General features: G+C 32.8%; 22 protein-coding genes. 7 read left to right on the top strand and 15 right to left on the bottom strand.

Features of this window, described 5'->3' with window-relative positions; all coding sequences use genetic code 11:
- Positions 1-111 precede the first annotated feature (111 nt).
- From OA93_RS10630 to OA93_RS24095, 5 genes are all read right to left on the bottom strand, one after another.
- Positions 112-1,269, bottom strand: a complete 1,158-nt coding sequence (locus OA93_RS10630; RefSeq protein WP_039113171.1) for a homogentisate 1,2-dioxygenase — start codon at positions 1,267-1,269, stop codon at positions 112-114.
- A 256-nt stretch (positions 1,270-1,525) separates the two neighbouring features.
- Positions 1,526-3,895 carry a patatin-like phospholipase family protein gene (locus OA93_RS10625; protein ID WP_039113170.1) on the bottom strand — a complete coding sequence of 790 codons (2,370 nt, stop codon included), beginning with the start codon at positions 3,893-3,895 and terminating at the stop codon, positions 1,526-1,528.
- A gap of 73 nt (positions 3,896-3,968) precedes the next feature.
- The gene (locus tag OA93_RS24100; RefSeq protein ID WP_052259426.1) at positions 3,969-4,469 is read right to left on the bottom strand and encodes a hypothetical protein; all 501 of its coding nucleotides are present in this window, start codon (positions 4,467-4,469) and stop codon (positions 3,969-3,971) included.
- A gap of 4 nt (positions 4,470-4,473) precedes the next feature.
- Entirely contained in the window at positions 4,474-6,273 is a 1,800-nt protein-coding gene (uvrC, locus tag OA93_RS10615; RefSeq protein ID WP_039113169.1) for an excinuclease ABC subunit UvrC, read from the bottom strand.
- A 108-nt stretch (positions 6,274-6,381) separates the two neighbouring features.
- A complete protein-coding gene (locus OA93_RS24095; protein WP_131474475.1) occupies positions 6,382-6,909 on the bottom strand; it encodes a hypothetical protein in 528 nt (175 codons plus the stop codon).
- Positions 6,910-7,008: 99 nt separating this feature from the next.
- Between OA93_RS24095 and OA93_RS10605 the strand changes: the two genes are divergently transcribed.
- The 3 genes from OA93_RS10605 (at position 7,009) to OA93_RS10595 (ending at position 10,573) form a co-directional block, all read left to right on the top strand.
- Positions 7,009-7,989: a succinylglutamate desuccinylase/aspartoacylase family protein gene (locus OA93_RS10605; protein WP_039113168.1), complete on the top strand. Its 981-nt coding sequence runs from the start codon at positions 7,009-7,011 to the stop codon at positions 7,987-7,989.
- Positions 7,979-8,545 (top strand): 5-formyltetrahydrofolate cyclo-ligase, encoded by a 567-nt coding sequence (locus tag OA93_RS10600; protein ID WP_039113167.1) that lies wholly within the window; start codon positions 7,979-7,981, stop codon positions 8,543-8,545. The genes OA93_RS10605 and OA93_RS10600 overlap by 11 nt, the downstream gene beginning before the upstream one ends.
- Positions 8,546-9,025: 480 nt before the next feature.
- Positions 9,026-10,573, top strand: a complete 1,548-nt coding sequence (locus tag OA93_RS10595; RefSeq protein WP_039113165.1) for a VWA domain-containing protein — start codon at positions 9,026-9,028, stop codon at positions 10,571-10,573.
- A gap of 84 nt (positions 10,574-10,657) precedes the next feature.
- On the opposite strand, the gene OA93_RS10590 is transcribed toward OA93_RS10595, so the two are convergent.
- From OA93_RS10590 to OA93_RS10555, 8 genes are all read right to left on the bottom strand, one after another.
- Positions 10,658-11,407 carry a tetratricopeptide repeat protein gene (locus tag OA93_RS10590; RefSeq protein ID WP_039113164.1) on the bottom strand — a complete coding sequence of 250 codons (750 nt, stop codon included), beginning with the start codon at positions 11,405-11,407 and terminating at the stop codon, positions 10,658-10,660.
- 96 nt (positions 11,408-11,503) lie between these two features.
- A complete protein-coding gene (locus OA93_RS10585) occupies positions 11,504-13,258 on the bottom strand; it encodes a BatD family protein (protein ID WP_039113163.1) in 1,755 nt (584 codons plus the stop codon).
- A 103-nt stretch (positions 13,259-13,361) separates the two neighbouring features.
- Entirely contained in the window at positions 13,362-14,141 is a 780-nt protein-coding gene (locus tag OA93_RS10580; RefSeq protein WP_039113162.1) for a tetratricopeptide repeat protein, read from the bottom strand.
- 48 nt (positions 14,142-14,189) lie between these two features.
- Complete coding sequence (locus OA93_RS10575; RefSeq protein WP_039113161.1) at positions 14,190-15,224, bottom strand: VWA domain-containing protein; 1,035 nt, start codon at positions 15,222-15,224, stop codon at positions 14,190-14,192.
- A 74-nt stretch (positions 15,225-15,298) separates the two neighbouring features.
- Complete coding sequence (locus tag OA93_RS10570; RefSeq protein WP_039113160.1) at positions 15,299-16,300, bottom strand: VWA domain-containing protein; 1,002 nt, start codon at positions 16,298-16,300, stop codon at positions 15,299-15,301.
- The gene (locus OA93_RS10565) at positions 16,300-17,931 is read right to left on the bottom strand and encodes a hypothetical protein (RefSeq protein ID WP_039113158.1); all 1,632 of its coding nucleotides are present in this window, start codon (positions 17,929-17,931) and stop codon (positions 16,300-16,302) included. The genes OA93_RS10570 and OA93_RS10565 overlap by 1 nt, the downstream gene beginning before the upstream one ends.
- A 157-nt stretch (positions 17,932-18,088) precedes the next feature.
- Positions 18,089-18,952 (bottom strand): DUF58 domain-containing protein, encoded by an 864-nt coding sequence (locus tag OA93_RS10560; protein ID WP_039113156.1) that lies wholly within the window; start codon positions 18,950-18,952, stop codon positions 18,089-18,091.
- Positions 18,953-19,034: 82 nt separating this feature from the next.
- Positions 19,035-20,039, bottom strand: coding sequence for a MoxR family ATPase (locus OA93_RS10555; protein ID WP_039113153.1), 1,005 nt, complete (start codon positions 20,037-20,039; stop codon positions 19,035-19,037).
- 212 nt (positions 20,040-20,251) lie between these two features.
- On the opposite strand from OA93_RS10555, the gene OA93_RS10550 reads away from it, so the two are divergent.
- The 3 genes from OA93_RS10550 (at position 20,252) to OA93_RS10540 (ending at position 23,345) form a co-directional block, all read left to right on the top strand.
- The gene (locus tag OA93_RS10550) at positions 20,252-21,124 is read left to right on the top strand and encodes an aldo/keto reductase (RefSeq protein ID WP_039113152.1); all 873 of its coding nucleotides are present in this window, start codon (positions 20,252-20,254) and stop codon (positions 21,122-21,124) included.
- A gap of 120 nt (positions 21,125-21,244) precedes the next feature.
- Positions 21,245-21,997 carry an SDR family NAD(P)-dependent oxidoreductase gene (locus OA93_RS10545; RefSeq protein ID WP_039113151.1) on the top strand — a complete coding sequence of 251 codons (753 nt, stop codon included), beginning with the start codon at positions 21,245-21,247 and terminating at the stop codon, positions 21,995-21,997.
- A 211-nt stretch (positions 21,998-22,208) separates the two neighbouring features.
- Positions 22,209-23,345: an ATP-binding protein gene (locus OA93_RS10540; protein WP_039113150.1), complete on the top strand. Its 1,137-nt coding sequence runs from the start codon at positions 22,209-22,211 to the stop codon at positions 23,343-23,345.
- 109 nt (positions 23,346-23,454) lie between these two features.
- Here OA93_RS10540 and OA93_RS10535 read toward each other — a convergent pair whose 3' ends face one another.
- The gene (locus OA93_RS10535; RefSeq protein ID WP_039113149.1) at positions 23,455-24,198 is read right to left on the bottom strand and encodes a DUF3298 and DUF4163 domain-containing protein; all 744 of its coding nucleotides are present in this window, start codon (positions 24,196-24,198) and stop codon (positions 23,455-23,457) included.
- A 191-nt stretch (positions 24,199-24,389) separates the two neighbouring features.
- On the opposite strand from OA93_RS10535, the gene OA93_RS10530 reads away from it, so the two are divergent.
- Positions 24,390-25,532: a cystathionine gamma-synthase gene (locus OA93_RS10530; RefSeq protein WP_039113148.1), complete on the top strand. Its 1,143-nt coding sequence runs from the start codon at positions 24,390-24,392 to the stop codon at positions 25,530-25,532.
- 70 nt (positions 25,533-25,602) lie between these two features.
- On the opposite strand, the gene OA93_RS10525 is transcribed toward OA93_RS10530, so the two are convergent.
- Complete coding sequence (locus tag OA93_RS10525; protein ID WP_039113258.1) at positions 25,603-26,397, bottom strand: hypothetical protein; 795 nt, start codon at positions 26,395-26,397, stop codon at positions 25,603-25,605.
- Between the last annotated feature and the right edge of the window lie 278 nt (positions 26,398-26,675).

Genomic DNA, 26,675 nt, shown 5'->3' with positions numbered 1-26,675 from the left:
TAATTAGAAAATTCGCTAATGAGATAATTAATTTGTAGGTTTAAAGTTATAAATTAATTAAATTTTCTAATTGATTAAATTATCTAATTATCAAATTGGCACATTGACTAACTATTCCGTCCAGGATTTGTAATACTGTCCATCATCAAGACCCATTGCTTCTTCCGTGACCATAAGTGGGCGGAAAGTATCAACCATTACGGCTAATTCATGAGTTTCTTTGTGACCAATACTACGCTCCATTGCGCCTGGCGCTGGACCATGCGGAATTCCTTTTGGGTGTAAAGTGATATGACCTTGCTCAATATTATTACGACTCATAAAATCACCATCAACATAATATAGTACTTCATCAGAGTCTATATTGCTGTGATTGTATGGTGCCGGAATTGCTTTCGGGTGATAATCGTAAAGTCTTGGGCAGAATGAGCAAACGACAAAAGTTGCCGTTTCAAAAGTTTGATGTACTGGTGGCGGTTGGTGTACACGACCAGTTATAGGCTCGAAATTATGAATCGAGAATCCGTATGGGAAATTATATCCATCCCAACCCACAACATCAAAAGGATGTGTGGCATAAACCACTTCGTGAATCATGCCCTCTTTTTTGATTTTAATTAAAAAATCACCTTTTTCATCATGTGTTTCCAATTCGTTTGGCAAAATAAAATCACGCTCACAAAATGGAGAATGCTCTAAATGCTGACCTGATTGGTTTTTATAACGCTTTGGGGTATAAAAAGGAGCGAAGGATTCGACATAAAAAAGGCGGTTTTCTTCGGTCTCAAATTCTATTTGATAAATAATACCTCTCGGAATGATTAAATAATCGCCATACTCAAAAGGGATATTCCCAAGCATGGTTCTCAATTTTCCTTTTCCTTTATGGATGAAAAGCATTTCATCGGCATCGGCATTCTTGTAGTAATATTTTCTAAGCGATTCTTTTGGAGCTGCTAAACCTATAATACAGTCTTTATTGACTAACATGGCTTTGCGGCTGTCAAGAAAATCATTTTCAGGTTTAAGTTCAAAACCTTTAAAAAGTAATGATTTTATGTTTTTTCCGATTGCAATTTTTGGTTCAACCGAATAAGAATTTAAAATTTCTTTTACTTGTGTTGGTCTGTGAACATGATAAGACAATGATGAATGTCCGTGAAAACCTTCGGTTCCAAACAATTGTTCGTAGTATAACCCTCCGTTAGGTTTTTCGAATTGGGTGTGTCTTTTTTGAGGAAAATCTCCAAGTTTATGATATAATGGCATGGCTTTTCTATTAGATAATTTTAAATTAGATAATTCGAAAAATTTGAATTGTGTGAACAGATAATTAGCTCAATATTGTGTAATTGACTAATTATCTCAATTCGGTAGTTTTATTCAGGATTTCTCTTGATAAGGAATTGAAGATACTCTAATAAACCTGTCCATTTTGTTTTCATTATAACAAATGTCGTAATTTTTATGAATCAAAATTACATATTATATTATTTATAACATAAATTTTCTCTAAAAAACTAAATTAAAACACAAAACCTATTTTAAACCATGTATAGCCTTTGGTGTTTTCAGGCGACCAGGAGTATTTTATTTCTATAGGACCTATTATTGTCTCTAAGCCATAACCTACGGCATAACCTGTGTATTTTGGTACTGAAACCCACTCGACTCCTTCAAAAATATTGTTTCCAAGGTTTGCGAAGTTGGCTGTGAAATTAATATGATTTTTTTTGAATATTTCGTAATCAAAGGTTGCTTCGGCTTTTATAAGACTGTTTCCTGCAAGACTTAAAAAGTCATATCCGTAGAAATAATTAAAATTATCTAATTTATAATAACCATATCCTCCTAAAACATAATTGAAAAATGGTACACTTGTTTGACCAAAAGTAAGTCCTGCATTAGCTTTAAAAACTACAGTTGCCTTATTGAATATGGTTTTTGCTACACCAATTTCTGCTTTTGCAGTAGAGAAAGGTTCAAAGACATTTGTATAATTTGAGGAAAATAGATAAGATTGAATATTACCTGAAAAACCCCATCCTCTTTTAGGAAAATCTTTATTATCGAAGGTGTCATAATTCATATATCCAAATAAACTAAAGTAACTGCTTTTGTCTATGTTTGGGTCTATAGCGGCTAAGGTCTTTGAGTGTATTTTTAAATATTTATATTCGACTCCTCCACCTATCAGGAATTTTTGGACAAAAAGTGTTTGAAAATAGGCTTGATTAGTTATGTCGAGAAAATCAACATTAACTAAATTAGGATCTGTACTTTTAAGAAGCGGACTACTTAGTTCTTGAGTTATATTTCGATTAAATTGTGTTAGTCTTGATTTGAATCCAAAACTTATATTGAATCCGTTCTCGATATAATAGTCAAGATTGTATCTAAAATTATCTCCTAAAATGATATCCAATGAAGTAATGTCGTTTTTAAAGAGCGTTTTTCTGTGGGTAAGATTTACTAAAATTGCACTTTTGTAAAGTCCGTCATAATGCAAACCAAATTTTAAATAGGTTTGAGTTGGATTTTCTTTTAAAGTTAAATTTAAGTCATCACGAGTTCCATTTGGATCTAATGAATAGGAAATTGCACTAAAGTTTTGGGTGGCATTAATATTATTGACACCTTTTAAAAGGTCACTATAAGTTATTTTTGATCCTGCTTTAAAGCGTAATTTACTTGTAATATATTCGTGAGTAAAATTTTCCAGGTGATTGCAATTTATATCTTCGATTTGCAATGTATCTGAAGCTACTTTTAACTCAGGTTTTTTGTAATAACCTTGTTTTTCGACCAATGCTTTAATTTTTTCGTAAGTCGCAAAGGTTGCATCTTCTCCTCTTCGGATAATTTGTTCTCCTTTATCAAAAGAGATTACACCATATTCTTTAATATCTGGTTTGATATATATATCGGTATTTTTAATTTTTCTCTTCATCTTATCGATAGATTGAAGATTGGTTATTTGTACTAATATACGAGTAGCATCTTTCAGTTTTGTGCGATCTAATAAATCATCCTGAACATCTACACCTATGATTATATCTGCGCCTAGATTCCGAACTTCTTTTATAGGATAATTATTTACAACTCCACCATCTACGAGTAGTTTTCCGTCTATTTCTACAGGTGAGAATAGGGAAGGGAATGCTGCGCTGGCAATCATGGCTTGCGCCAAATTTCCTTTGTTAAGCAATACTTCTTCGCCAGTTTCGATATTGGTAGCGATACATAAAAATGGTGTTGGTAGCTGATTAAAATCGCGAATGTGTCTTACGTTTCGAGTAAGGCTGCTTAATAAATTATAGTTGTACATTCCCTTGGAAAGTGCTTCGGGAATTCCAATTTTAAAATTGCTAAAAGGTAAAATTATAGCGTATAATTCGTCGTTTCTTTTTTCGTAAAAGTTTTTGGATGATCTTGGAATGTAGTCATTTATTAAATCATCAAAATTGGTTCTCTTAAAAATTGAATCAATCTGAGATGCATTGTAACCAGATGCATAAAGTCCACCAATGATGGATCCCATACTGGTACCTCCTATATAATCGATTTTGATTCCTGCTTCTTCCAGAACTTTTAATACCCCAATATGAGCAAATCCTTTGGCTCCACCACCACTTAATACCAAACCAATTTTTGGACGATAAGAGGGATCATTTTTATCTTTTTTTATAGTATCCTGAGCAAATGTGTTCTGAGTGAAACCTAATGTTATTAAAACAACTAATGTTTTTATGCCCCAGATGGGAATGGAAAACTGCGAGTGAAGAAAAACTATTTTTTCTTGTAGAAAAAGAGCGACCCAAGAAGCTCCTTTTTTTGCAATAGAAAAAAAGTTTTTTAATCGAGTATTTGTAATGGACAGCTGGATGAGGCTCATAGAAATAGCTGGTTTGTTCTGTAAAAGTCGGAAATATTATCGAACTTTATATGTCATTTTTGTTTTAATAACATTATTTCTTCAATAATATAAGGTTTTTGTTTTTGTCGAATTTCCAAACATCAGTATGCCATCGTGCACCACCTCGACAACTTGATTGAATTGTTTTTTTCTTTTTGTTTATTTGGATGTCGCAAAACTCATCGCATTCTGGTCCGAAGTTTCGAGGCATTTTTAATTGTTTAAACTGGCTGCTTATTGGGTCGTAAATAAAAAGTTGAAATATGGTGTAAACTCCCATTCCATCGTCTAGATGATAGGTAGAAAAGTCTTGATAGCCATCAAAATTGTAATCTTCAATCGCAAAATGCATTTCCCTGTCAGAAATTGAAGTTTCTATGCTATCTATAATTTGTGTTTTATTATTTTTAGATGTGGTGATTTCTATTTTTTCGAAATCATTAACTGCCTTTATTTTTATTTGCGTACTGTTTTTTTGATAAATTTCAATACTTTTCTGGCTATAACTATGGTATGAAAATAATAGAATGATGTTTAAAAGGATTATTCTCATGGGGTTATTCTTGATTGGTGTTACTGTAAAATGTTGTTATTTTTTTTGCTTTGGATGGACCTACAACATCTGCTATTTCTTTTTCGGTTGCCAGTTTTAATCGTTTTACACTTTTAAAATGTTGTATTAATGTAAGCATGGTTTTCTCGCCTATTCCCGGAATACTTTCTATAGAGGAATTTAATGCTGCTTTGCTACGTTTGTCACGATGAAATGTGATTCCGAATCGGTGTGCTTCGTTTCGTAATTGCTGAATTACTTTTAGGGTTTCGGATCTTTTATCTAGATATAATGGGACTGAATCTCCAGGATAAAAGAGTTCTTCGAGACGTTTGGCGATACCTATTATTGTAATTTTACCACGTAATCCAAGTTCGTCGATACTTTTTAAAGCCGATGATAATTGTCCTTTTCCTCCATCGATAATTATAAGTTGTGGCAGAGGTTCATTTTCATCTAATAATCTTTTGTAACGGCGATATACTATCTCGGTCATAGAGGCAAAATCATCTGGACCTTCGACGGTTTTTACATTAAAATGACGATAATCTTTTTTGCTTGGTTTTCCATCTTTAAAAACCACGCAGGCTGCAACGGGATTTGTTCCTTGTATGTTGGAGTTATCAAAACATTCTATATGACGTGGCTCAACTGGCAGGCGTAAATCTTTTTGCATTTGTGCCATAATACGCTTGGTATGACGGTCGGGATCTACGATTTGTAATTGCTTGAGTTGTTCGATTCGGTAAAACTTAGCGTTTCTAATCGATAAATCTAATATCTGTTTTTTATCGCCCAGTTGTGGAACGGTAACTTTAATGTTTTCTCCCAAATCGACTTCAAAAGGAACAATGATTTCTTTGGATAATAATTGGAAACGCTCACGCAGTTCAATTATAGCAAGTTCGAGTAATTCGGCATCGGTTTCGTCTAGTTTTTTCTTGATTTCTAAAGTATGAGAACGAATAATCGAGCCATGCGAAATTTGAAGAAAATTGACATACGCCGCGCTTTCATCCGAAACTATCGAGAACACATCGATGTTGGTAATCTTAGGATTTATAATAGTCGATCTGGATTGATAATTTTCCAGAATTTCTATTTTTTCTTTTATTTTTTGTGCTTCTTCAAATCGTAAATCTTGCGCCAATTGGGTCATATGACGCTTAAAATCTTTCATGCTTTCTTTAAAATTTCCTTTTAGGATTTCGCGAATAGCATCGATTTGTTTTTGATAATCTTCTAGTGTTTGTAGTCCTTCGCACGGACCTTTGCAATTACCAATATGATACTCTAAACATACTTTAAACTTACCACTATCAATGTTTGATTTGCTTAAATCGAAATTACAGGTTCTAAGCGGATATAGCTCTTTTATAAGATCTAGTATTGTATGTACGGTTTTAAAACTGGTATATGGACCAAAATATTCTGAACCATCTTTGACCATTCTGCGTGTAGAAAAAATACGCGAAAAAGGTTCTCTTTTTATGCAAATCCAAGGATAACTTTTATCATCACGCAATAATACATTGTAGCGTGGTTGTAGGGTTTTTATAAGGTTGTTTTCTAATAAAAGCGCATCGGTTTCGGTAGGAACAACAATGTGTTTTATCGTTACAATTTTCTTTACCAAAACATTGGTTTTGGCAGTATCATGAATTTTATTGAAATAAGAAGAAACTCTTTTCTTTAAATTTTTGGCTTTGCCTACATATAATATTTTTCCATCTTTATCATAATATTGATATACGCCAGGATTATCTGGTAAAGTTTGGATTTGAAGTTCGAGAGGAGTCTGCATACAACAAATTTAAACTTTTGAGTTTGAATTTTATAATTCTTTTGAGTTTCTTCCAAAAAAAGAGCCCGTTTTTTTATAGAAAACGGGCTCTTTTTTTATTTGGAATTTTTATTTAATTGTAAAGTATTCGGTTTGTAGTAAATGCGTTCTTTCATCAAATGAGAAGTCTACATATTTTGCATCGTCTTTTTTAATAGAAACTTCTAAACTGCTTCTTCCGATTTCTTTTTTATCGGCATCAAAAGCTTTTAAAACAAGATTTCCTTTAAAATCTTTTTTAGCAATTAAGTAAATTGTTACTTTCTTTTGTTTATCAGTATCTGCTCCGTATATTTTTTCGGCTTTGCATTCCTCAAAGTTTGCTTTAAAAGTGGGTTCAGAAGTCACTTTAGAGGTGTTGATGCTTTCGCTCATTCCTGAGTTTATTCCTTTTATAACATCTCCAATTCCTTTAGATGCGCTTTTGGCGGCGTCTTTTCCTTGTTCTTGGAGTGCTTTTCCTGCACCTTCTATTAATTTAGATTTTACAGCAACTGCTTCGTTTCCGTCAGCTTCTGCTTCTTTCATTTTCTCTTCTTTACTCATGCAGGAAACCAGAAGGGTTAATGCGCCAAATAAAACTGCTATTTTTTTCATTTTAAATTTTGATGTGGTTAGTTGGTTAAGATTATAAGTGTTAAAGTCAAAGATATAAATTTAAAATATAATTTCTATATTTAGCTTTTATTATTGAATATGAGAAATAGTAAACCATTGGTGATTTTTGGGGAATCCATTTTACCAGGTGAAAGCAAAACCGTTAACGTCGAAATTGCTCGACTGCACACTACAACCAAATTAAACATTCCTGTTATTGTAAGACGTTCGAAGATTGAAGGGCCTGTTGTGCTTTTTTCGGCAGGGATTCATGGTGACGAAATTAATGGTGTCGAAATCGTACGTCAGATAATAAGCAAGAGAATTAATCGTCCGCAAAAAGGAACTATCATTTGTATTCCGGTTATAAATATGTACGGTTTTGTAAATAAAGCGCGTGAGTTTCCTGATGGACGTGATTTAAACCGAGTTTTTCCTGGAAGTAAAAAAGGCTCTTTGGCAAGCCGTTTTGCTTATCATATTGTTACCGATGTTTTGCCAATTGTAGATTATGCTGTCGATTTTCATGCTGGTGGAGCAAGCCGTTTTAATGCACCGCAGATTAGACTCTCTGAGAATAATCATGACTTAAAGATTCTGGCGGATGTATTTAGCGCACCTTTTACTTTGTATTCTAAAAACATTTCGGGTTCGTTTAGGAGTATCAGCGAAAAATTAAAAGTAAAAATGTTGCTTTTTGAAGGCGGAAAGTCATTAGATATTAATCATGAAATTGCTAATATTGGTATTGATGGAGTAAAGCGTTTGCTAGCTTATTTAGGAATGTTAGATTCTAATCATATTGTTGCAACGCCTGAAGAACCGTCTATTTATATCGAAAAATCGGTATGGCTACGAGCTAAATGCTCAGGGTTACTACATGACTACAATACAATTGGAAAGTTTGTTAAGAAAGGAACTATTCTGGCAATTATTACCGATCCTTTTGGTAAGTTTGAAAGAAAAGTAAAAGCACCGCATGATGGGTATATTATTAATGCAAACCATTCGCCAATTGTGTACGAAGGGGATGCTATTTATCATATGTCCAAAAACAATCTAGAAGAAGATGACAACTAAAAAAGAATTGCGCTTACAAAAAAAAGGGTTGAGGAAACAACTTACTGAAACTGATATTGACGAATTGAGTTTGGTTATTGCCAATAAAGTACTTTCATTACCAATTTGGGAGAAAACTTATTTTCATGTTTTTTTACCAATAGTAGAACATAAAGAAGTAAATACGGAGTTTATTTTGCATTTACTTGCCGGAAAAGACAAAGAAATTGTAATTTCTAAAAGTGATTTTGAGACCCGAGAAATGACTCATTTCTTGCTTACTGATAATACTAAAATAAAGAAGAACGAATATAATATTCCTGAACCTGTTGATGGTCTGGAAGTTCCGTCGAGTAAAATTGATGTTGTTTTTGTTCCTCTTTTAGCGTTTGATACTTCTGGAAATAGAGTAGGATATGGAAAAGGATTCTACGATAAGTTTTTATCTGAATGTAAACCAGAAACAATTAAAATAGGTTTGTCTTTCTTTGAGGCTGAAACTGAAATTACAGATGTTTTTGAAGGGGATATAAAACTTGATTATTGTGTTACGCCTGAGAAGGTATATAAGTTCTAGGTTTTGGGTCTTTTTACCGCAAAGTTCGCTAAGAAATTAGGTTTAGTTTGTGGTGAATTAAGGTTCGCAAAGTTTCTCCGTTTGTTTTTTTTACCACAAAGTTCGCTAAGAAATTATATTTAGTTTGTGTTGAATTAAGGTTTGCAAAGTTTCTCCGTTTGGTTTTTTACCGCAAAGTTCGTAAAGAGATTATGTTTAGTTTGTGTTGAATTAAGGTTTGCAAAGTTTCTCCGTTTGTTTTTTTTATTGAAAAGTTCGTTAAGAAATTAGATTTAGCTTGCGCTGGACTAAGACTCGCAAAGTTTAAGAAAACAACATTCAATTTTAAATCGTTTATTTTCATTTGTAGAAAATTTTTAAAGAAATTTTGGCATTGAATTTGAATTGGCTCAAATCGCAGATAATTTTAACTAGTACATCCGGAATGCTAGCCATTATTTGAAAGAAAAATCAATTTACTAATTCTTAAAATTTATTTAAATGAAAAATAAACATTTTTATTTGATGGCATTCCTTGTTCTTGTTTTATTTAGTTGTTGTAAAAAACGTGAGTACAGCGATGAGGCGGCGGCGGCTGATGATGTAGTAGTTTATGATACGGAAATTCCCGAAAACATACTTCCAGATTCTAATACCGAAAGTTATGTTGGCCTTGAAGAAAATCCTTTTGAATCTCCTATAAAATCACCACTTTCTACTTTTTCTATTGATGTTGATAACGCATCTTATACCAATATCAGGCGTTTTATTAACAACGGACAAAAGGTTCCTCAAGATGCTGTTCGTGTTGAAGAAATGATGAATTTCTTTAAGTATAAATATCCACAACCAGAAGGACAAAATCCATTTTCGATTAATACAGAATTAAGCGATAGTCCCTGGAATAAAAACAGTCAATTACTAAAAATTGGTTTGCAAGGAAAAGATATTCCAATGACGAATTTACCAGCATCAAATCTTGTTTTTTTAATAGATGTTTCTGGATCTATGAGTGATGATAATAAGCTTCCGCTATTAAAAGAATCTATGAAGATTTTAGTAAAAGAACTCCGTAGAGAAGACAAAGTTTCGATTGTAGTTTATGCTGGTTCTGCGGGAGTGGTATTAACACCAACTTCGGGAGATAATAAAGAAGAGATTTTAGATGCTTTTGATAATTTAAGCGCAGGCGGAAGTACAGCTGGTGGAGAAGGAATTGAATTGGCTTATAAATTGGCACAACAAAACTTTATTAAGGAAGGAAATAACAGGGTTGTTATTGCTACTGATGGAGACTTTAATGTAGGAGCTTCTTCAGACATGGAGATGGAAAAACTAATTGAAGATAAAAGAAAATCGGGTGTTTTTTTAACTGTTCTTGGATTTGGAATGGGGAATTATAAAGACAGCAAAATGGAAGTTTTAGCCGATAAGGGGAATGGGAATTACGCTTATATTGATAACATTCAGGAAGCTAATCGATTTTTAGGTAAAGAATTTAAAGGTTCAATGTTTGCCATTGCAAAAGATGTAAAAATTCAGATAGAATTTAATCCTAAGCATGTTCAGGCTTATCGATTAATTGGGTATGAGAACCGTAAATTAAAGCCCGAAGATTTTAAAAATGATGCAATTGATGCTGGAGAATTAGGAAGTGGCCACACGGTTACGGCATTGTATGAAATTATTCCAACAGGTGTTGAAAGTGATTATATTCCTTCTGATTTAAAATATACAAAAGTAAAATCGGATGAGTCGAATTATAATGATGAGCTTGCAACTATTAAATTTAGATACAAAAAACCAGATGGTGATAAAAGTATAGAAATGGTAAGTACTATTGATAATAAGAAAGTCTCTTTGGATAGTAGTTCTTCGGATTTTAAATTTACAACAGCAGTTGCTTGGTTTGGATTAAAATTAAGAGATTCCAAACTTATTGCGAATAGTTCTAGTGCGGATATAAAAAAGTTAGCAAAATCAGGATTAGCAAATGATGATGAAGGTTATAAAGCCGAATTTATACGATTGGTAGATGCTGTAAATTAGATAGATGTAGCAAACAAAAGAAAATCCCAAATTCAATATTATATAATATTGAATTTGGGATTTTTATTTTTTTAAGCAAATGAATTATTTCACCTCTTTAACAGCCGAGGATTCTATCCAACCTTCGGTTCCATCGGTTAATTCTATTTTTTTCCAGTTTTGTAATGACTGTTTTACGTATACTTTTGCTCCTTCGTGAAGGGTGAAAATTGGTGAACCAGCTTTTTGAGGTTCGCTACGTACTTCGGCAATTTCTGCAAATACTATAGCAGGTCTTTCGTTATCAAAATGACTTTTTTCTAAAAACCCTGCTGTTAAGCTTACCAATAAAGCAAGTAATATCAAAAACATTCCGATAAAATAAACTCTTTTAGAACGTGTAAGTTGCGAAAAATAGTACCCAATAAAGCAAAGCAAGAATGCCGATGCTATCCCTACAGAAATCCATGCCCAGGTATTGTAATGATATATTCCGGTAAAGTTTCGGATGAGTTTTGCAAAACCCACTTTAGGAACTTCTTTTATTTCGTCGATTGTTAGTTTTTTAGCAAATTTTAAATTGTTTAGAGCCTCTGGATGATTAGGGTTTAATACTAAAGCTTTTTCGTAATTGTATATTGCTGGAGCTACTTTATTTAGTTTGTAATAGCAATTACCTAAATTATAATATAATTCAGCCGATTGTTTTTTATCAACTTTTATAACGTTTTCATACTCTTGTACTGCTTGCTCGTATTTTGATTCTTGGTATAAAGCATTCGCTTTATCAAAGCTATTTTGAGCAAAGAAAATTTGGGATAATAATAAGAATAGGTATAAAAGAATATTTTTCATTTTATTGATATGTAATAAGAGTTTCAACTTTGCGAACCTTAATTCAGCGTAAGCTAAATTTAATTTCTTAGCGAACTTGTGTGGTTAGAAACTATATTAAACAATTTGTTTTTCTAATTCTGAAATTATCAATACAGCTTTATCAAAATCTTGCTGAATAGAAGCGCTAGATGCTGGTGCATATCGTGCAAACTCGCAGTTCTCGGTTAGGCTAATGAAATTTTTAACTGATTCTGGATTTGCTTTTCGAGACAATAAAAGCTCTGTGATATTATCCTTGCTCATTTCTGAAGTTTCGATATGTAATTTGGCTTTCAGGAAATTATGCATTGCTTTTTCAAGCGCAATATAAAACGGCTCTTTGTTATTGATTTGTTTTTTAGCTTCAGATAAATATTTCTTAGCCAGTTTATTGTTCATTTTAATTCTGTTTCCAGTAATGTCACCATCAATAGCTTCTTTTTTCTTCTTAGCTAAAACTATAATTGGTAAAATCAGGAATGGTAAAAACAATAGGGCATAAAACAAGTTTGATCCATAAAAATCATCGTTTACGACAGAGGTAAAATTGCTTTTTAGCTTAATATACTTGAACTGTTCTGTAGCCGATATTTTGTTTTTTGCAGTTGGGCTAGAAGCCACATTTGCATCTGATGGCGTTGGACCATCAAGAACATTCACCATGATTTCTGGAGAAGTAACTGTTTTGTAACTTCCTGTATTTAAATCAAAATACGAGAACTGCATTGGTTTTATGGCATAATTCCCTTTGTATTGTGGTATAATGGTATAGGTGTCTGATATTTTTCCAGACATTCCGCTAAGTGTTGTGCTTACCTTTTCGTCATGTACAGGGTCGTACATTTCTAGCGCATTTGGTACAACTGGTTTAGGCAGGGTAAATAATTTCATATTTCCGCTACCAGCAGCACTAACAACTAACTCCAGGCTTTCTCCGTTTTTTAACGTAGTTTTAGATGGCGTTACTTTAAAGTCAAATCGACCTACAGCACCCGAAAATCCTTCTGGTTTGCTAGATTCAGGAAGTGCTTTTACATTGATAGTTTTGGCACCTGCCGATACACGTTTGTTGCCATCGGTAACTACAACCTGACCAAACATATTTCTTCGGTTAGTAGGTAATTGCACATCGATATCTAATGCTAAAGGTTCAATCACTAATTTACCTGATTTTTGTGGATATAATACCGTTTTTCTAAGTACTACGTAACGATATTTTTCGCCTTTAAACATACCTTCTTCAGCAACTAGTTGCTTAATGTCAATATTTTGACTCCAGAAATCATTGTATTTAGGTTTGTCTAATTCTCTCCAATTTGTGATACCGATATTATAGCTGAAATACAATTTGTAAACAACAGTAATTGGTTCGTTAATATATGGGTTCGTCTTAGATATATCGGCAACTAGATATAAATTATCATCGGCAGATATTTGTTGTGGATCATTTGGATCTCTTTCTTGTGCTACTGCAGCAGTAACATTTATTTTTATAGGAGATGTTTTGTAAACCTGACCATTATATTCTATTGCAGCTTGTCTTATAACAAGGCTTCCTTTTTGGTTTGGTAATAAGAAATAGGAATACACTTTCTCGAATGAACTTCTTCCGTTTACCCATGACTGACTTACTTGCTGACTTGGTCCTGCAACAATTCTAAAACCTTCAAATGTGGGCTGAACAAAGTTATCGCCATCAACATTCATAATGAAGTCAATTCGAAGTCTTTCGTTTAAACCAAGCGTAGTTTTGCTTACTCTGGCCTCAAATTGAACTTGAGCCATAAGCCCTTGGAAACTTAATAGTAATAGAATTAAATATCTTTTCATTACCTGTTTAATCGTTTTTTTTAAATCGTTTAACTGTTTAATCGTTTAACCATTTATTGTTTGTCAAATAAACAAATAAACAGTTAAACGATTCAACTTTATTTTACCAGTCTTTTTCAGTTTTTCTAGGAGCGCCTTTTACTTTTTGACCGTTTACTTTATCCTGAATTTTCTTTTCTTCATTATTTACTGCATCAAGAAGATTCTGTAAACGTTCTTTAGAGATTCCGCCAGGTGTAGGTTTTGGTTCTCCTTTATTATCATCTTTCTTAGGGTCGCCTTTATCGTCTTTTCCGTCTTTTTTATCTTTATCAGGATCTCCCTTATCATCTTTTTTATCCTTGTCCTTATTATCTCCTTTGTCGTCTTTCTTGTCTTTTTTATCGTCCTTCTTGTCGTCTTTTTTGTCCTTGTCCTTATCTTTATTCTTGTCTTTGTTTTTATCGTTTTTAGGAGGATTTTCTTTTAGCATTTTCTTAGCCAATGCAAAGTTGTAACGTGTTTCTTCATCTGTAGGGTTGTTACGTAATGCATTTTTATAAGCTTCAACAGCTTGCCCATAATCTTTCTCTTTCATAAAAACATTACCAAGGTTGTGAAGTGCTTTGTGTTTTTGAGATGGTGTTTTGGCATTCTTTAATGCTTTTGCGTAAGCAAATTTAGCTTCGCTAGCTTGGTTTTGCTTATAAATAGCATTTCCTAAGTTATAAGGTGCAACGCTACGATTTGGGAATTTAGATTGCGAGATTCTATAATCAGCTTCGGCATCTACAAATTTATTCTGTTTATATTCTTCATTAGCTTTAGGCAACGCTTTGTCCTTTTCTTGAGCCGAAACAGCCAAAGAAAGCGTTAATAAAATATATAGAAGTAAATTTCTCATTCTAATTTTTTTGTTTTTTTGTTTCAAAAGATAACTGTGTTGAAACAATTATTTTGTTTCGTTAAATAAATTCAACTCTTTAACCCAATTTGTTTTTCTTTCTAATAAGAAAAGATCAATGAATAATAATGCAAATGCAATACCAATAAACCATTGGAATTGAGACTGAAAATCGGCCATTTGCGTAGCTTCAAATTCTGTTTTCTGGATATTATCTAAAGCATTTTTTACATAATCCAAAACTTCTTTGGTATTACTGCCATAAACATAACCACCTTTGGTCGCTTTTGCAATAGCTTTTAGCCCTTCTTGATTTAATTTTGTTATAACGACTTCATTGTTATTGTCTCTTTGGAAACTCTCAACAACTCCATTTTTTTTCAATGGGATTGTAGCTCCTTTTTCAGTTCCGATACCAATAGTAATGATTTTCATTCCTAGTTTATTGGCTTCTTCGGCAGCAGATTCGGCTCCTTCAGAGTGGTCTTCTCCATCTGAGATTAAAATCAATAGCTTACTTGTTTTGCTTTTTTCGTCAAAATAAGTTGCAGATAATTTTATAGCTTCATCAAGTGAGGTTCCTTGCGATGAAACCATGTCTGGAGTCATGCTTTGCAAGAACATTTTGGCAACGCTATAATCTGTTGTAATTGGTAAAACTGGAAATGCACTACCTGCATAGGCTACGATTCCTATTCGGTCGTTTCCTAGCTGATTGATAATTTGCGATACTAATTGTTTACTTTTTTCTAAACGACTTGGAGCAACATCTTCGGCAAGCATACTTTTAGAAACGTCTACTGCAAATACAATATCAATTCCCTCACGTTTTACAGTTTCCATTTTTGTTCCAATTTTCGGATTAACCAATCCTAAAATTAATGCAGCGAAAGCCAAAAGGATAACTCCTAACTTTAAAAATGGTTTAAAAACAGAATGCTCCGGAGTTAGTTTTTTTACTAAATCCAAATCTCCAAATTCGCGTTGTTTTTTTCTTTTCCAATACATATTGAAAAGAAAAATGCACACCAAAATTGGAAGCAATATAAGAAGGTATAAATATTTTTTTTCGTCTAATTCCATTTTTAAATTCTAGTTTTCAGTTTCTAGTTTCAGCTCTCAGTTATTTACTGTGACTGTAACTGAATACTGAAATATTAAATAAAGCTTCTGTAAACAGTATTTCGTAATCCAATTTCCAATAATAGCAATAAACCAGCTAATATCACAAAAGGTCTGTATTTTTCATCATAATCATAGAATTTTAATTCTTCGATTTCGGTTGTTTCCAGTTTATTAATCTCGTTATAGATAGAAGCTAATTTTTCATTACTTGTAGCTCTAAAATATTTTCCGCCAGTTTTGTTTGCAATGGTTTTCATCATTTGCTCATCAATTTCTACTTTCATCATTCTAAACAAGAACTGACCATTTGGAGCAATTGCATAAGGAAACTCTGCCATTCCGTTAGTTCCAATACCAATTGTATATACTTTAATACCGTATTGTTTTGCAATATCTGCTGCTGTATCTGGCTCAATAAATCCAGCATTATTAACACCATCGGTCATTAATATAATAACTTTACTTTTGGCTTTACTGTCTTTAAGTCTGTTTACGGCAGTTGCCAATCCCATTCCTATTCCAGTTCCGTCAACAAGAACATTGTCATATTTTATACTTTTAATAGCCTCAAGAATAATTGCTTTATCACTTGTTACCGGAGTTTTTGTATAAGCTTCAGATGCGTATAAAACAAGTCCAATTCTGTCGTTTGGTCTTTCGCTAACAAAGTCGGCAGCCAATTTTTTAAGCGCTTGCATACGATCTGGTTTTAAATCTCGTGCAAGCATACTTCCAGAAACGTCTATTGCCATTACAATATCAATTCCTTTTGTTGTTTTTGTCTTATTACTTACATCTACCGTTCTAGGTCTTGCTAGTGCAATTATCAAAGAGCTTAAAGCTAAAATTCTAAATACACCCAAAAAAGGTTTTAGTTTTGCTAATAATGATTCTGAAGATTTAAAACCTTGCAGTGAACTCATTTTTAATGTTGCCGATTGCTGATTTCTTTTCCAGAATAACCAAGCAATTGCAATGGGAATCAAAAGAAACAACCAGAAAAACTCAGGGTTTAAAAAAGTTATTTTATCCATTAATTAGTTGCTTTTTTTAGTTCTACAGAGTTTAATATGCGGTCTGCAATATCATTGGCATAAGTATCTCCTTCTTCGTGAAAAATCATTATTTGTTGTAATCCGCCTTCTTGGCTAAATAAAAGGATTTCGTAATACATTTTGGTACTCGATTTAGTGCCTTCATCTATACTAGAGAAAGTACCGTAACCTTTAACTCCACGAATTCCTTCTTTGGTTTCGAAATCTTCTTGTTTTACAATCATATTTCGTGCTCCTTGTGCTTCGATAGTTTTTATGGTAACTTCTAGAGATTTTGATAAATCAATTTGAGTTTCTTCCTTATATTTTAAAGTAGAAATCATCAATGAGAAATTATCAACCAAGCTTCCGTATCCAAAGGATTGCATTTCTTTAATTAACGCTAAACCTTCTTTAGGGAACATTTTAGTCAAATCCATTCTTTTTAAAACTTTTGGAGTTTCAATTAAGATGCCAGGATTTCCGTATTCACTTTTTACCCATTCTCCTTCTAATAATTCTTTAGATGGATGCCCGATAATATTATCTTTTACATAAGTAAAACCTTTGGTCGCAATAAAATAACTGGTAACAAGAACAATCAAAAACAATACAGTTGCTACTGATAAGGCAATACGTTTGTTGCGTTTTTTTAGTAACTGAAGTTTTATTTGTTTCTGTCTTTGCGCTTCGTTTAATAAAGTATCTTCCTCGACAACTACTTCTACAGGAATTGCGCTGTCTAGAGTAAGGATTGCTTTTTGAATTTTATTTCTGTCTTCGGTAATTTCAAAATCTAATGGTTTAGATTTTGCAAATTTTACTAAATCAGCTTGTTTTAATACACGCTCTAAGTTCTCGACAGTTTCTGGCGTTAATGCCATTTTTTTCTTTACTGATGCTGCTCTAATTCCTTGTATTAATTCAGAGGTTGTGCTTTCCATTGCTGGAATTTCGATTGCTTCCTCGATATAATTTCTGGCAATATCAGTCAACTCGCTATAATAGGCTTTAACTTCACCTTTTTGCCAAAGTTCTTTTTTCTCTAATGTGTTAAGCAAACTTGTTGCTTTTTCGATAGGAGTTTTATAAACTTCTTCTTCAATTTTCTTTTGCTGTCTTTTTTTGATAAACCAATATACAAAAGCACCAATTCCTAAAATTAAGGCTAGAATCAAAAGGTATTTCCACCAATCTCCAATTCCATCTTCAACTTTAGTAATGTCTTTAATGTCATACATTTTTTGTTGCAATGTATCTACTTTTACATTTGCAACTTCTACTCGAATAGAATCAGATAGGTAAGGTTTTTTATCGATGAGGATTTGAATACTAGGAATAGTATATCTTCCAGAATCAAATTGAGTTAAACCATATTTTTTAATCAATTCATAACGGTCATCTTTTTTGACAGTATCAATTGGATATGATTTAATTACCTCAAGAGGGCCAATATTTTTAAGTTTAGGGAAAACAACTTTCGACTTAGAATCGACAGAAGTTTTAATTGTTAACTTAAACTCAGCTCCAATTTTATTTTTAGTAGTATCTATACTAGTCTCAATCTGTTTTTGTTGTCCAAAAACAGTTGCCGATAGCAAGAATAAAAATATGTAAAGTTTTAATTTCATTTGATTTTTTTGATTCAGATTTTGGTCTAAAACGAATGCTTAAAAATGGAACGATGATGATACAGATTTAAGCAGATTTTATTTTTATTTTTTTCTTCGAATTATGTTTAAAATCTAATTTTCTAACAATCTAAGAAGTCTAATTAATCTAATTCTCTTATCTCGATTTAAAATAGCCTAATAATTTGGTTACATAACTTTCGTCTACGCGAGTATTTACAACACCTGCACCCGATTTGCTAAAAGTCTCCTTAAAATAAGCTACTTTGCTATGGTAGTGTTTTTCGTAATTTGCTCGTATTGTTTTGGAACCTGTATTGATTAATTGTGTTTTACCAGTTTCGGCATCAAGCATTGAAACCATTCCGATATTTGGTATTTTTTCTTCTCGAATATCATATACTCGAACACCTGTAATATCGTGTTTTTTGGATGCAATTTTCAAGGTATGCTCATAATCATCAGACATGAAATCGGAGATTACAAAAACGATGGCTTTCTTTTTTTGTGTACCTGATAAAAACTTTAATGCTTGTGCAATATCAGTTTTATGACTTTTAGGTTCGAATTCTATTAATTCGCGGATAATACGCAATACGTGAGATCTTCCTTTTTTAGGTGGAATATACAATTCGACTGTATCCGAGAATAAGATTAAACCTATTTTGTCATTATTTTGAGTTGCCGAAAAAGCCATTGTGGCTGCAATTTCGGTTACAATATCTTTTTTAAACTGATTTTTAGAACCAAAACTTTCAGAACCCGAAATATCCACCATAAGCATCATGGTAAGTTCGCGTTCTTCTTCAAAAACTTTTACGTGGGCTTCATTATAACGAGCGGTTACATTCCAATCGATAGCACGTATATCATCGCCATATTGGTACTGACGCACCTCGCTAAAAGTCATACCACGACCTTTAAATGAAGAGTGATATTCTCCCGAAAAGATATGATTACTCAATCTTTTGGTTTTGATTTCTATTTTACGTACTTTTTTTAATAGGTCTTTTGTATCCATTTTTAATTTGTTTAAAGTTTAAGAGTTTAAGGTTTCAAGTTCGATATGCGACAATTTGAAACTTTAAACATTAAACAAATTTTTAAGGTACTTCAATTTCGTTTACAATTTTATTGATGATGTCTACAGAAGTGATGTTTTCAGCCTCTGCTTCGTAAGTAATACCTACTCTGTGACGTAATACATCGTGAACAACTGCACGAACATCTTCTGGAATTACATATCCACGACGTTTAATAAAAGCATAACATTTTGCTGCATTGGCTAAGTTGATACTTCCACGAGGAGATGCTCCAAAACTGATAAGTGGTTTTAAATCAGCTAATTTGTATTTTTCTGGGTAACGCGTTGCGAAAACAATATCAAGAATATATTTTTCTATTTTCTCATCCATGTAAACTTCACGAACAGCTTCTTGTGCACGTAAAATTTGCTCAACAGAAACAACTGGATTTACTTTCTCATAACTTCCTTTTAAATTTTGGCGAATTACTAGACGCTCTTCATCCATTTTTGGATAGTCAATTACGGTTTTAAGCATAAAACGGTCAACTTGCGCTTCTGGTAGTTGGTATGTTCCTTCTTGCTCAACAGGGTTTTGAGTTGCAAGTACTAAAAACGGGCGATCTAGTTTAAAAGTAGTGTCCCCAATAGTAACTTGTTTTTCTTGCATCGCCTCCAAAAGTGCCGATTGTACTTTGGCAGGAGCACGGTTAATCTCATCGGCAAGGACGAAATTGGCAAAAATTGGTCCTTTTTTGATAGAAAATTCATTTGCCTTGATGTTGTATATCATCGTACCAACAACATCGGCAGGTAATAAATCGGGTGTAAATTGGATACGGCTAAACGAACCTTGCACTGCTTGGGAGAGTGTATTTATCGCTAATGTTTTGGCTAATCCAGGAACACCTTCTAATAAAATATGACCCTGACCTAGAAGTCCGATTAATAAACGTTCGACCATATGTTTCTGACCCACAATAACTTTGTTCATCTCCATTGTGAGAAGGTCTATAAAAGCACTTTCTCTTTCAATTTTTTCATTGATCGCTCTAATGTCTAAAGTCGTTGTATTTTCTTCCATATAAATATTTTTAAAACCTTGAATTTAATGCCTTACTTTTGAGAGTGCAAATTGAATATTTTTTGAGAAGTAAGATGTTAAAGAATGGTTAAAACTTCGACCAAAGCTCTAATTTTAAGGTTGAATTGTGATTCTATTTTTATATTTTTAAGAACTTTGATGATTATGTTTTAGAAAGCAAGATTTATTACTACAAATAATGTTATATTACCATGAGCAAAACGCTATTATCGCCTATAATTGTGGGCACTATGAATTGGGGAGTTTGGGATAAAAATCTAACTCCCAAAGAAATGGAAAACCTTATCCAAATATGTTTAGAGAATAAAATAACCACCTTTGATCACGCAGATATTTACGGTTCATATACTACCGAAGCTGATTTTGGAAAAGCATTCGCAGCAAGTAAAGTTTCAAGAGAGAAATTGCAACTGATTTCGAAGTGCGGAATCCAGATGATTGCCGAAAACAGAAACAATAAAATTAAGCATTACGACTATTCTAAAGAATATATTACTTGGTCTGTAGAAAACTCTTTGAGGAATCTTAAAACGGATTATTTAGATGTTTTTTTACTACACAGACCAAGCCCTTTAATGCAAGCTGATGAAATTGCCGAAGCTGTTGAGAAACTAAGAACTGAAGGTAAAATTGTAGATTTTGGATTGTCTAATTTTACAAGTGCACAAACGGAATTAATCCGCCAAAAAATCGATGTTAGTTTTAACCAAGTACAATTTTCGGCTACAAATTATGAGCCGATGGTTGATGGTAGCTTTGATTATATGCAAATGCACGGAATTCGTCCGATGTCATGGAATCCGCTAGGGACAGTTTTTAGAGAAGACAATAAACAAACGCGAAGATTAAAGAAATTATTGGCAACATTGGTTTCTAAATATAGCTTAGGGTCAGATACTATTTTACTAAGTTGGATTTTAAGACATCCTGCAAAAGCTCTTCCGATAGCTGGAACAGTAAACGTAGCCAGAATTCAATCGTTAATGAAAGCGGTAGAATTAGAATTAGAAAAAGAAGATTGGTTTGCTATCTGGACAGAAAGTATGGGAGACGATGTGCCTTAATAATAGTTTTAAGTGTCAGTATTCAGTTTTCAGCAGCTATTAGTATGAAAAAATATTTGCCACAGATTAAAAGACTAAAAATATTTTTTTAATCTGTGGCTAAAAAATAAAAAACATAGAATGAAAAAAACAGTTCTAATTACTGGTGCTACAAGTGGTATAGGTAAAGCCACGGCACAATTAATGGCAAAAAATAACTATAAAGTTATTCTTTGTGGTAGAAGACAAGATCGATTATCAGAATTAGAGAAGGAACTTTCGGAATTTACGGAAGTGCATACTTTGGCATTCGATGTTAGAGATAAAGAAGCTGTTTTGGAGCGCATTAGTTCTTTGCCAGAATCATTTTCTGTGGTAGATGTTCTTATCAATAATGCAGGAAATGCGCATGGATTAGATCCAATTCAAACAGGAGATTTAGACGATTGGGATGCAATGATTGATATTAATGTGAAAGGACTTTTGTATGTTTCTAAAGCGATTATTCCGCAAATGACAGAACGAAAATCGGGACATATTATCAATATTGGTTCAACTGCAGCCAAGGAAGTTTATCCTAACGGAAATGTATATTGTGGTACAAAACACGCTGTTGATGCAATAAGTAAAGGAATGCGAATAGATCTGAATCCATACGGAATTAGAGTAGGAGCAATTCATCCTGGAATGGTTGAAACTGAGTTTAGCGAAGTACGTTTTAAAGGCGATGTAGAGAGAGCTTCAAATGTTTACAAAGGGTTTGCTCCATTGCAACCAGAAGATATTGCGGATATTATTCATTTTGTGGTTTCAAGACCTTATCATGTAAATATTGCCGATTTAGTAGTTACGTGCACAGCTCAGGCATCCTCGACTATTGTTAAAAGAAATTAATTAGATTATTAGACTAGCTTAGACTTCTTAGATTTTTAGACTAATAAAAATCGTTAAATGAGATAATTGAGGTTTTAATAATTGCACTAATATGAATTAAGATGGTTTTATTTATGTTGTCTTACGATAAGACAATCGAACAATCCAGTAATCAAATAATCCAACAGTCTAAGAAGTCTAAGCTAGTCTAATAACCTAAGAAGTCTAAATAATGATTAACAAACGCCTTTTAATAAAAAACCTACTCGCTCATAATGATGAGAGTAGTTTTTATGATAAAAAAAGGCAATTGAACTTGCATTCTCGCGAAGGGAAAGCAAAGTTTTTAAAGCATATCTGTGCTTTGTCAAACTCGAACCCTACTAATAATTCTTATATAGTTGTAGGTGTTGAGGACCAGGATAATGAGATTGTAGGAGATGACTTTTTTGACGACAGTCGGATTCAGAATCTGGTAAATGCTTTTCTTGAAAATCCTCCAAAAATTCAATATGAAAATGTACCTTTTCCTAATCTTCCAAAAGATAAAGTAATAGGATTAGTTACAATTAAGCCTAAAAGTAAGATCTCTTATTTTAAAAAAGGAATTCATACCATTGTTGCTAATAGTGTATTTATTAGACGAGGAAGTAATTCGGTTCCGGTTGAAGGGGAAGTGGAGAAAAATTATCAAAATACTGAAACCGTAATTGGGATAGAGAATAGTTCCCGTAATAGTATAGAGTATACGCTGGATGGTGTAATCGACTTTATGAATTTTCGACATAAAGATATGTCGCCTAAGTATAAAGTTTTTAAAGAATTATTTGTTATTTGTTGGGCTGGAGTTCCTAATAAATCTCGTGATAAAACGTTTTTGTCCCGTGTAGATATCGAGCTGATAAACGAACAAATTAAGTTGTTTTATTCGGCACAAGATGTGGTCACAATTACTTTTGATGAAGATAGTTTTACTATTCTCGAATACGTTCCGTTGGGCTTAAATGATAAAACAAGTTATTATCCGCTGGAACAACAAACAATTCATTTTTTTGATAATGGCTACTATAAAATAGATAGAGAAATACTTTTTCAGCCGCCAGAGTTTAATCGAAAAATGCTTTATCATATATACAACTCCAATATTGCATTGCTTGGCAAACTACAAAAAGGAGTCGCCTTGTCTAATCGTGAAATGATTGATCTGGAGAATTTACCTTCGACTTTTATGATTTGTTATCTTAACGGTTTTGAAGATGCAAAACAAAAATTAATTGATGCAAAATTACTTTTAAAGCCTTTTACTCAAGTGTATTTATCTTTTAAAGAAGCTTTACGAATCTTGAGAAAGATGAAATATGATGTTTAGTGTGAAGGTGCTGAGGCTCTGAGAGGCAAAGGTTCAAAGGTTTTTCGTAGAGACGCACCGCAGTGCGTCTAACTCAAAAAAATCTAATTTTTAATATTCAAATTAATGATTATTTAAAAATTAAATAGTCATTTACTTTATCGTAAGGCAATAATAATTCTTTTGGACCATCTGCGTACGAAGCAGCTTCATACGAATTGTAATAAAGTAGTAATCCTTCTTTAGTATAAAAAATATTTAAAGGTAGATTGAACTTTTCATTTTCAAACATTAATCCTGTTGCATTGATGCTTCCGCTGGCAGGAATTTTATATTTGTTTCTGAATTCTTTTTCGGCGAAAGCCTTAAAATCTTTTTCGCTTTTAAATAATTGATTGTTTGTAATTGTTTTTCCTGTTTTAGGATTAAATAATAAAGAACGATATCCTTGGTAACCATGTGCGCCACCAGTAAAGGTATAATGGTTAAATTTTATGTTTAGAATGCTATCAGATTGATATTCTACATTACCCTCAATTTTGGCCTCCCAACCAAATTTATCTTCGGGAAATTTTTTCTGCATTTCTTCGTAAGAGCTAATAAAGGATGCAGTTAAGTCATTATAGTCGGTAGATTGGAATGGTTTTTCTCCAAAATAAACGATTTCTTTTAAGACAGAAAATACTTTCTTATTGATGCTATCTGCTACGATTGGAACATTTTGAGCAATCGGAACTTTTAAACTAATCTGAGGACAATTGGTTTTGCAAGGTAAAGCTGATTTCTTTTCGAATGTTTGTTCTTTAAAAGAAAGTTCTTTGGTGCAACTTGTTAAAAACAAAAGGCTTACGAATAAAAAGGTATATTGTCTCATCTTGAAAAATGTTAATTAAATACAAAGGTATTAACTTGTAACTTGATTAAAATAAATTAATGGGTAAATTTGTAGAGTATTTTGGAGTCTCAAAAATATAAAGGTATGAAATTGATAAGATTTCAAGCATAAAATTATAATTAAGTAAAAACAGTGCCATATTGCACTAAAAAAATAAATATTATCTACATATGAAATTCAATACAAAAGTTATACATGGTGGTCAGCATCATGACCCAAGTACAGGAGCAGTAATGCCTCCAGTATATCAAACATCTACGTTTATCCAAACAAGCCCAGGACAACCTCTTGGAGATTACGAATATAGTAGAGCATCAAACCCTACAAGAAGTGCTTTGGAAAATGCCTTGGCTAGTATTGAAAACGGAACACGTGGATTAGCTTTCTCATCTGGATTAGCTGCTACTGATTGTGTTTTACGCTCATTTAAAGCTGGTGATGAAATCATTGCTATGGATGATTTATACGGAGGAACATACCGTATGTTTACACGAATTTATAAAGATTCAGGAATAAAATTTCATTTTGTAGATATGAATGATATCGCAAAATTTGAGTCTTTAATAAACGAAAATACAAAATTGGTTTGGGTAGAAACACCTACAAACCCGTTGATGAAATTGGCGGACATTCAGGAAATTGCCAAAATCACTAAAGAGAAGAAAATATTATTTGCAGTCGATAATACTTTTGCGACACCATATTTACAAAAGCCTCTTGATTTAGGAGCTGATATTGTAATGCATTCTGCTACTAAATATTTAGGTGGACACTCAGATGTTATTGCAGGAGCTTTAATTGTAAAAGATGAAGCTTTGGGTGAGCAATTACATTTTCAGCAATTTGCTACTGGAGGAACTTTAGGGCCAATGGATAGCTTTTTGGTTTTAAGAGGGATTAAAACGCTTTCGCTAAGAGTACAAAGACATTGTGAGAATGGAGAAAAAGTGGTTGATTTTTTAAGTAATCATCCAAAGATAAAAACAGTTTATTATCCAGGTTTACCTAGTCATCCGTTTCATGAAATTGCTAAGAAACAAATGAAAGCTTTTGGAGGAATGGTTTCCTTTACTTTTGTTTCGGGTAAAAAAGAAGATTCGATCACTTTCTTGGAAAAATTGAAAGTTTTTACTTTGGCAGAATCTTTAGGAGGAGTAGAATCTTTGGCAAATCATCCGGCTTTAATGACTCATGCTTCTATTCCCGCGGATAAAAGAGCAGAAGTAGGAATTACAGATGATTTGGTTCGATTAAGCGTGGGTATTGAAGATGCAGAAGATTTAATTGCTGATTTGAAACAAGCTTTAGAATAATAGAAAAATAAGAGAAATAAAAAACCCCAACATTTATAAAATGTTGGGGTTTTGCTTTATGTGAAAGTTTCTAATAATCCAAGTAGTAAACATAACCTAATGTAAACCAAACCTGAGAATCATTGGATTTATTTTCTGTGAATACTTTCGAATTTGGGTTCAATCCGTCAATCCAATCTGAGTTGTAAAATTGAGCTCTCATTTCAAATAATAAATCGTGCATAGGAGCTAATTTAAATCGTGTTCCGATACCAGCGGTTAATGATAATACAGTTCCGCTTTCGCTAGAAAACCCGTATGGGTGCCCGTCTGAAGGAACTAAGTATTTATAAAAAGTAGTTGCAGGATCTCCTAAAGGTCCAAGAGAAGAACTTACTTTAGTGTTGTAATAACTAAACTGAATTCCTCCACTTATATAGGGGCTAAAACTACCCATAGTATTTTCGTAATCATGCATTTTCATAAATGGCGAATACTCTAGTTGTGTACCAAGATTAACCAATGATGTTTTTCCGCTCATTGCTTTAAGTTGAATAACTCCTATTTTATTAGGATTGCCATTAACCGTTTCACCAAAGTGGTCTAAACTTGTTTGGTTGTATGAAATTTCAGTACGTACTTTAAAGTGTTCATTAAAATACGCTTCACGTCTTGAATTGTATGAAAAATTTAAAAAGTGTACTACACCAATACCAAAACCTGTGTTTTTGGTATTTGTAGAGTTATCATTTCTTTGGCCATAGTCTGACTTGAAAGCAGAGGGGCCAAAAATAACACCAACTTCATGAGCTAGCCTAGATTGTGCCTTGGAATTGTATGAAAAAATAAACGAAATTAATAGTGAGATTACTGTGTTTTTGAGCATTAGGTTTAAATTTCTTTTCGCGACAAAGATATAAATATCCATCACAAATCATAAAATTTTCAAAAAAAATAAAAATGCTAAGGAGTATGTTGTTTTGACATTAAAACTATAACGTTTTCGTGCAAGACATTGCGTTAAAAATATCTATTTTAAAAAATATGTATTAATAATACAATTCTACTCATAATTTATAAAATATCAAGCCCAATTTCTTTATTAGGCGTATATTTGTGGAAAATAACAAAAGGATACTTTTATGTGTGTTTTTTGTTGTTTGG

This window comes from Flavobacterium sp. KMS (assembly GCF_000813005.1).
Classification (GTDB): Bacteria; Bacteroidota; Bacteroidia; order Flavobacteriales; family Flavobacteriaceae; genus Flavobacterium.
This window is presented reverse-complemented; position numbering and strand designations above follow the sequence as displayed.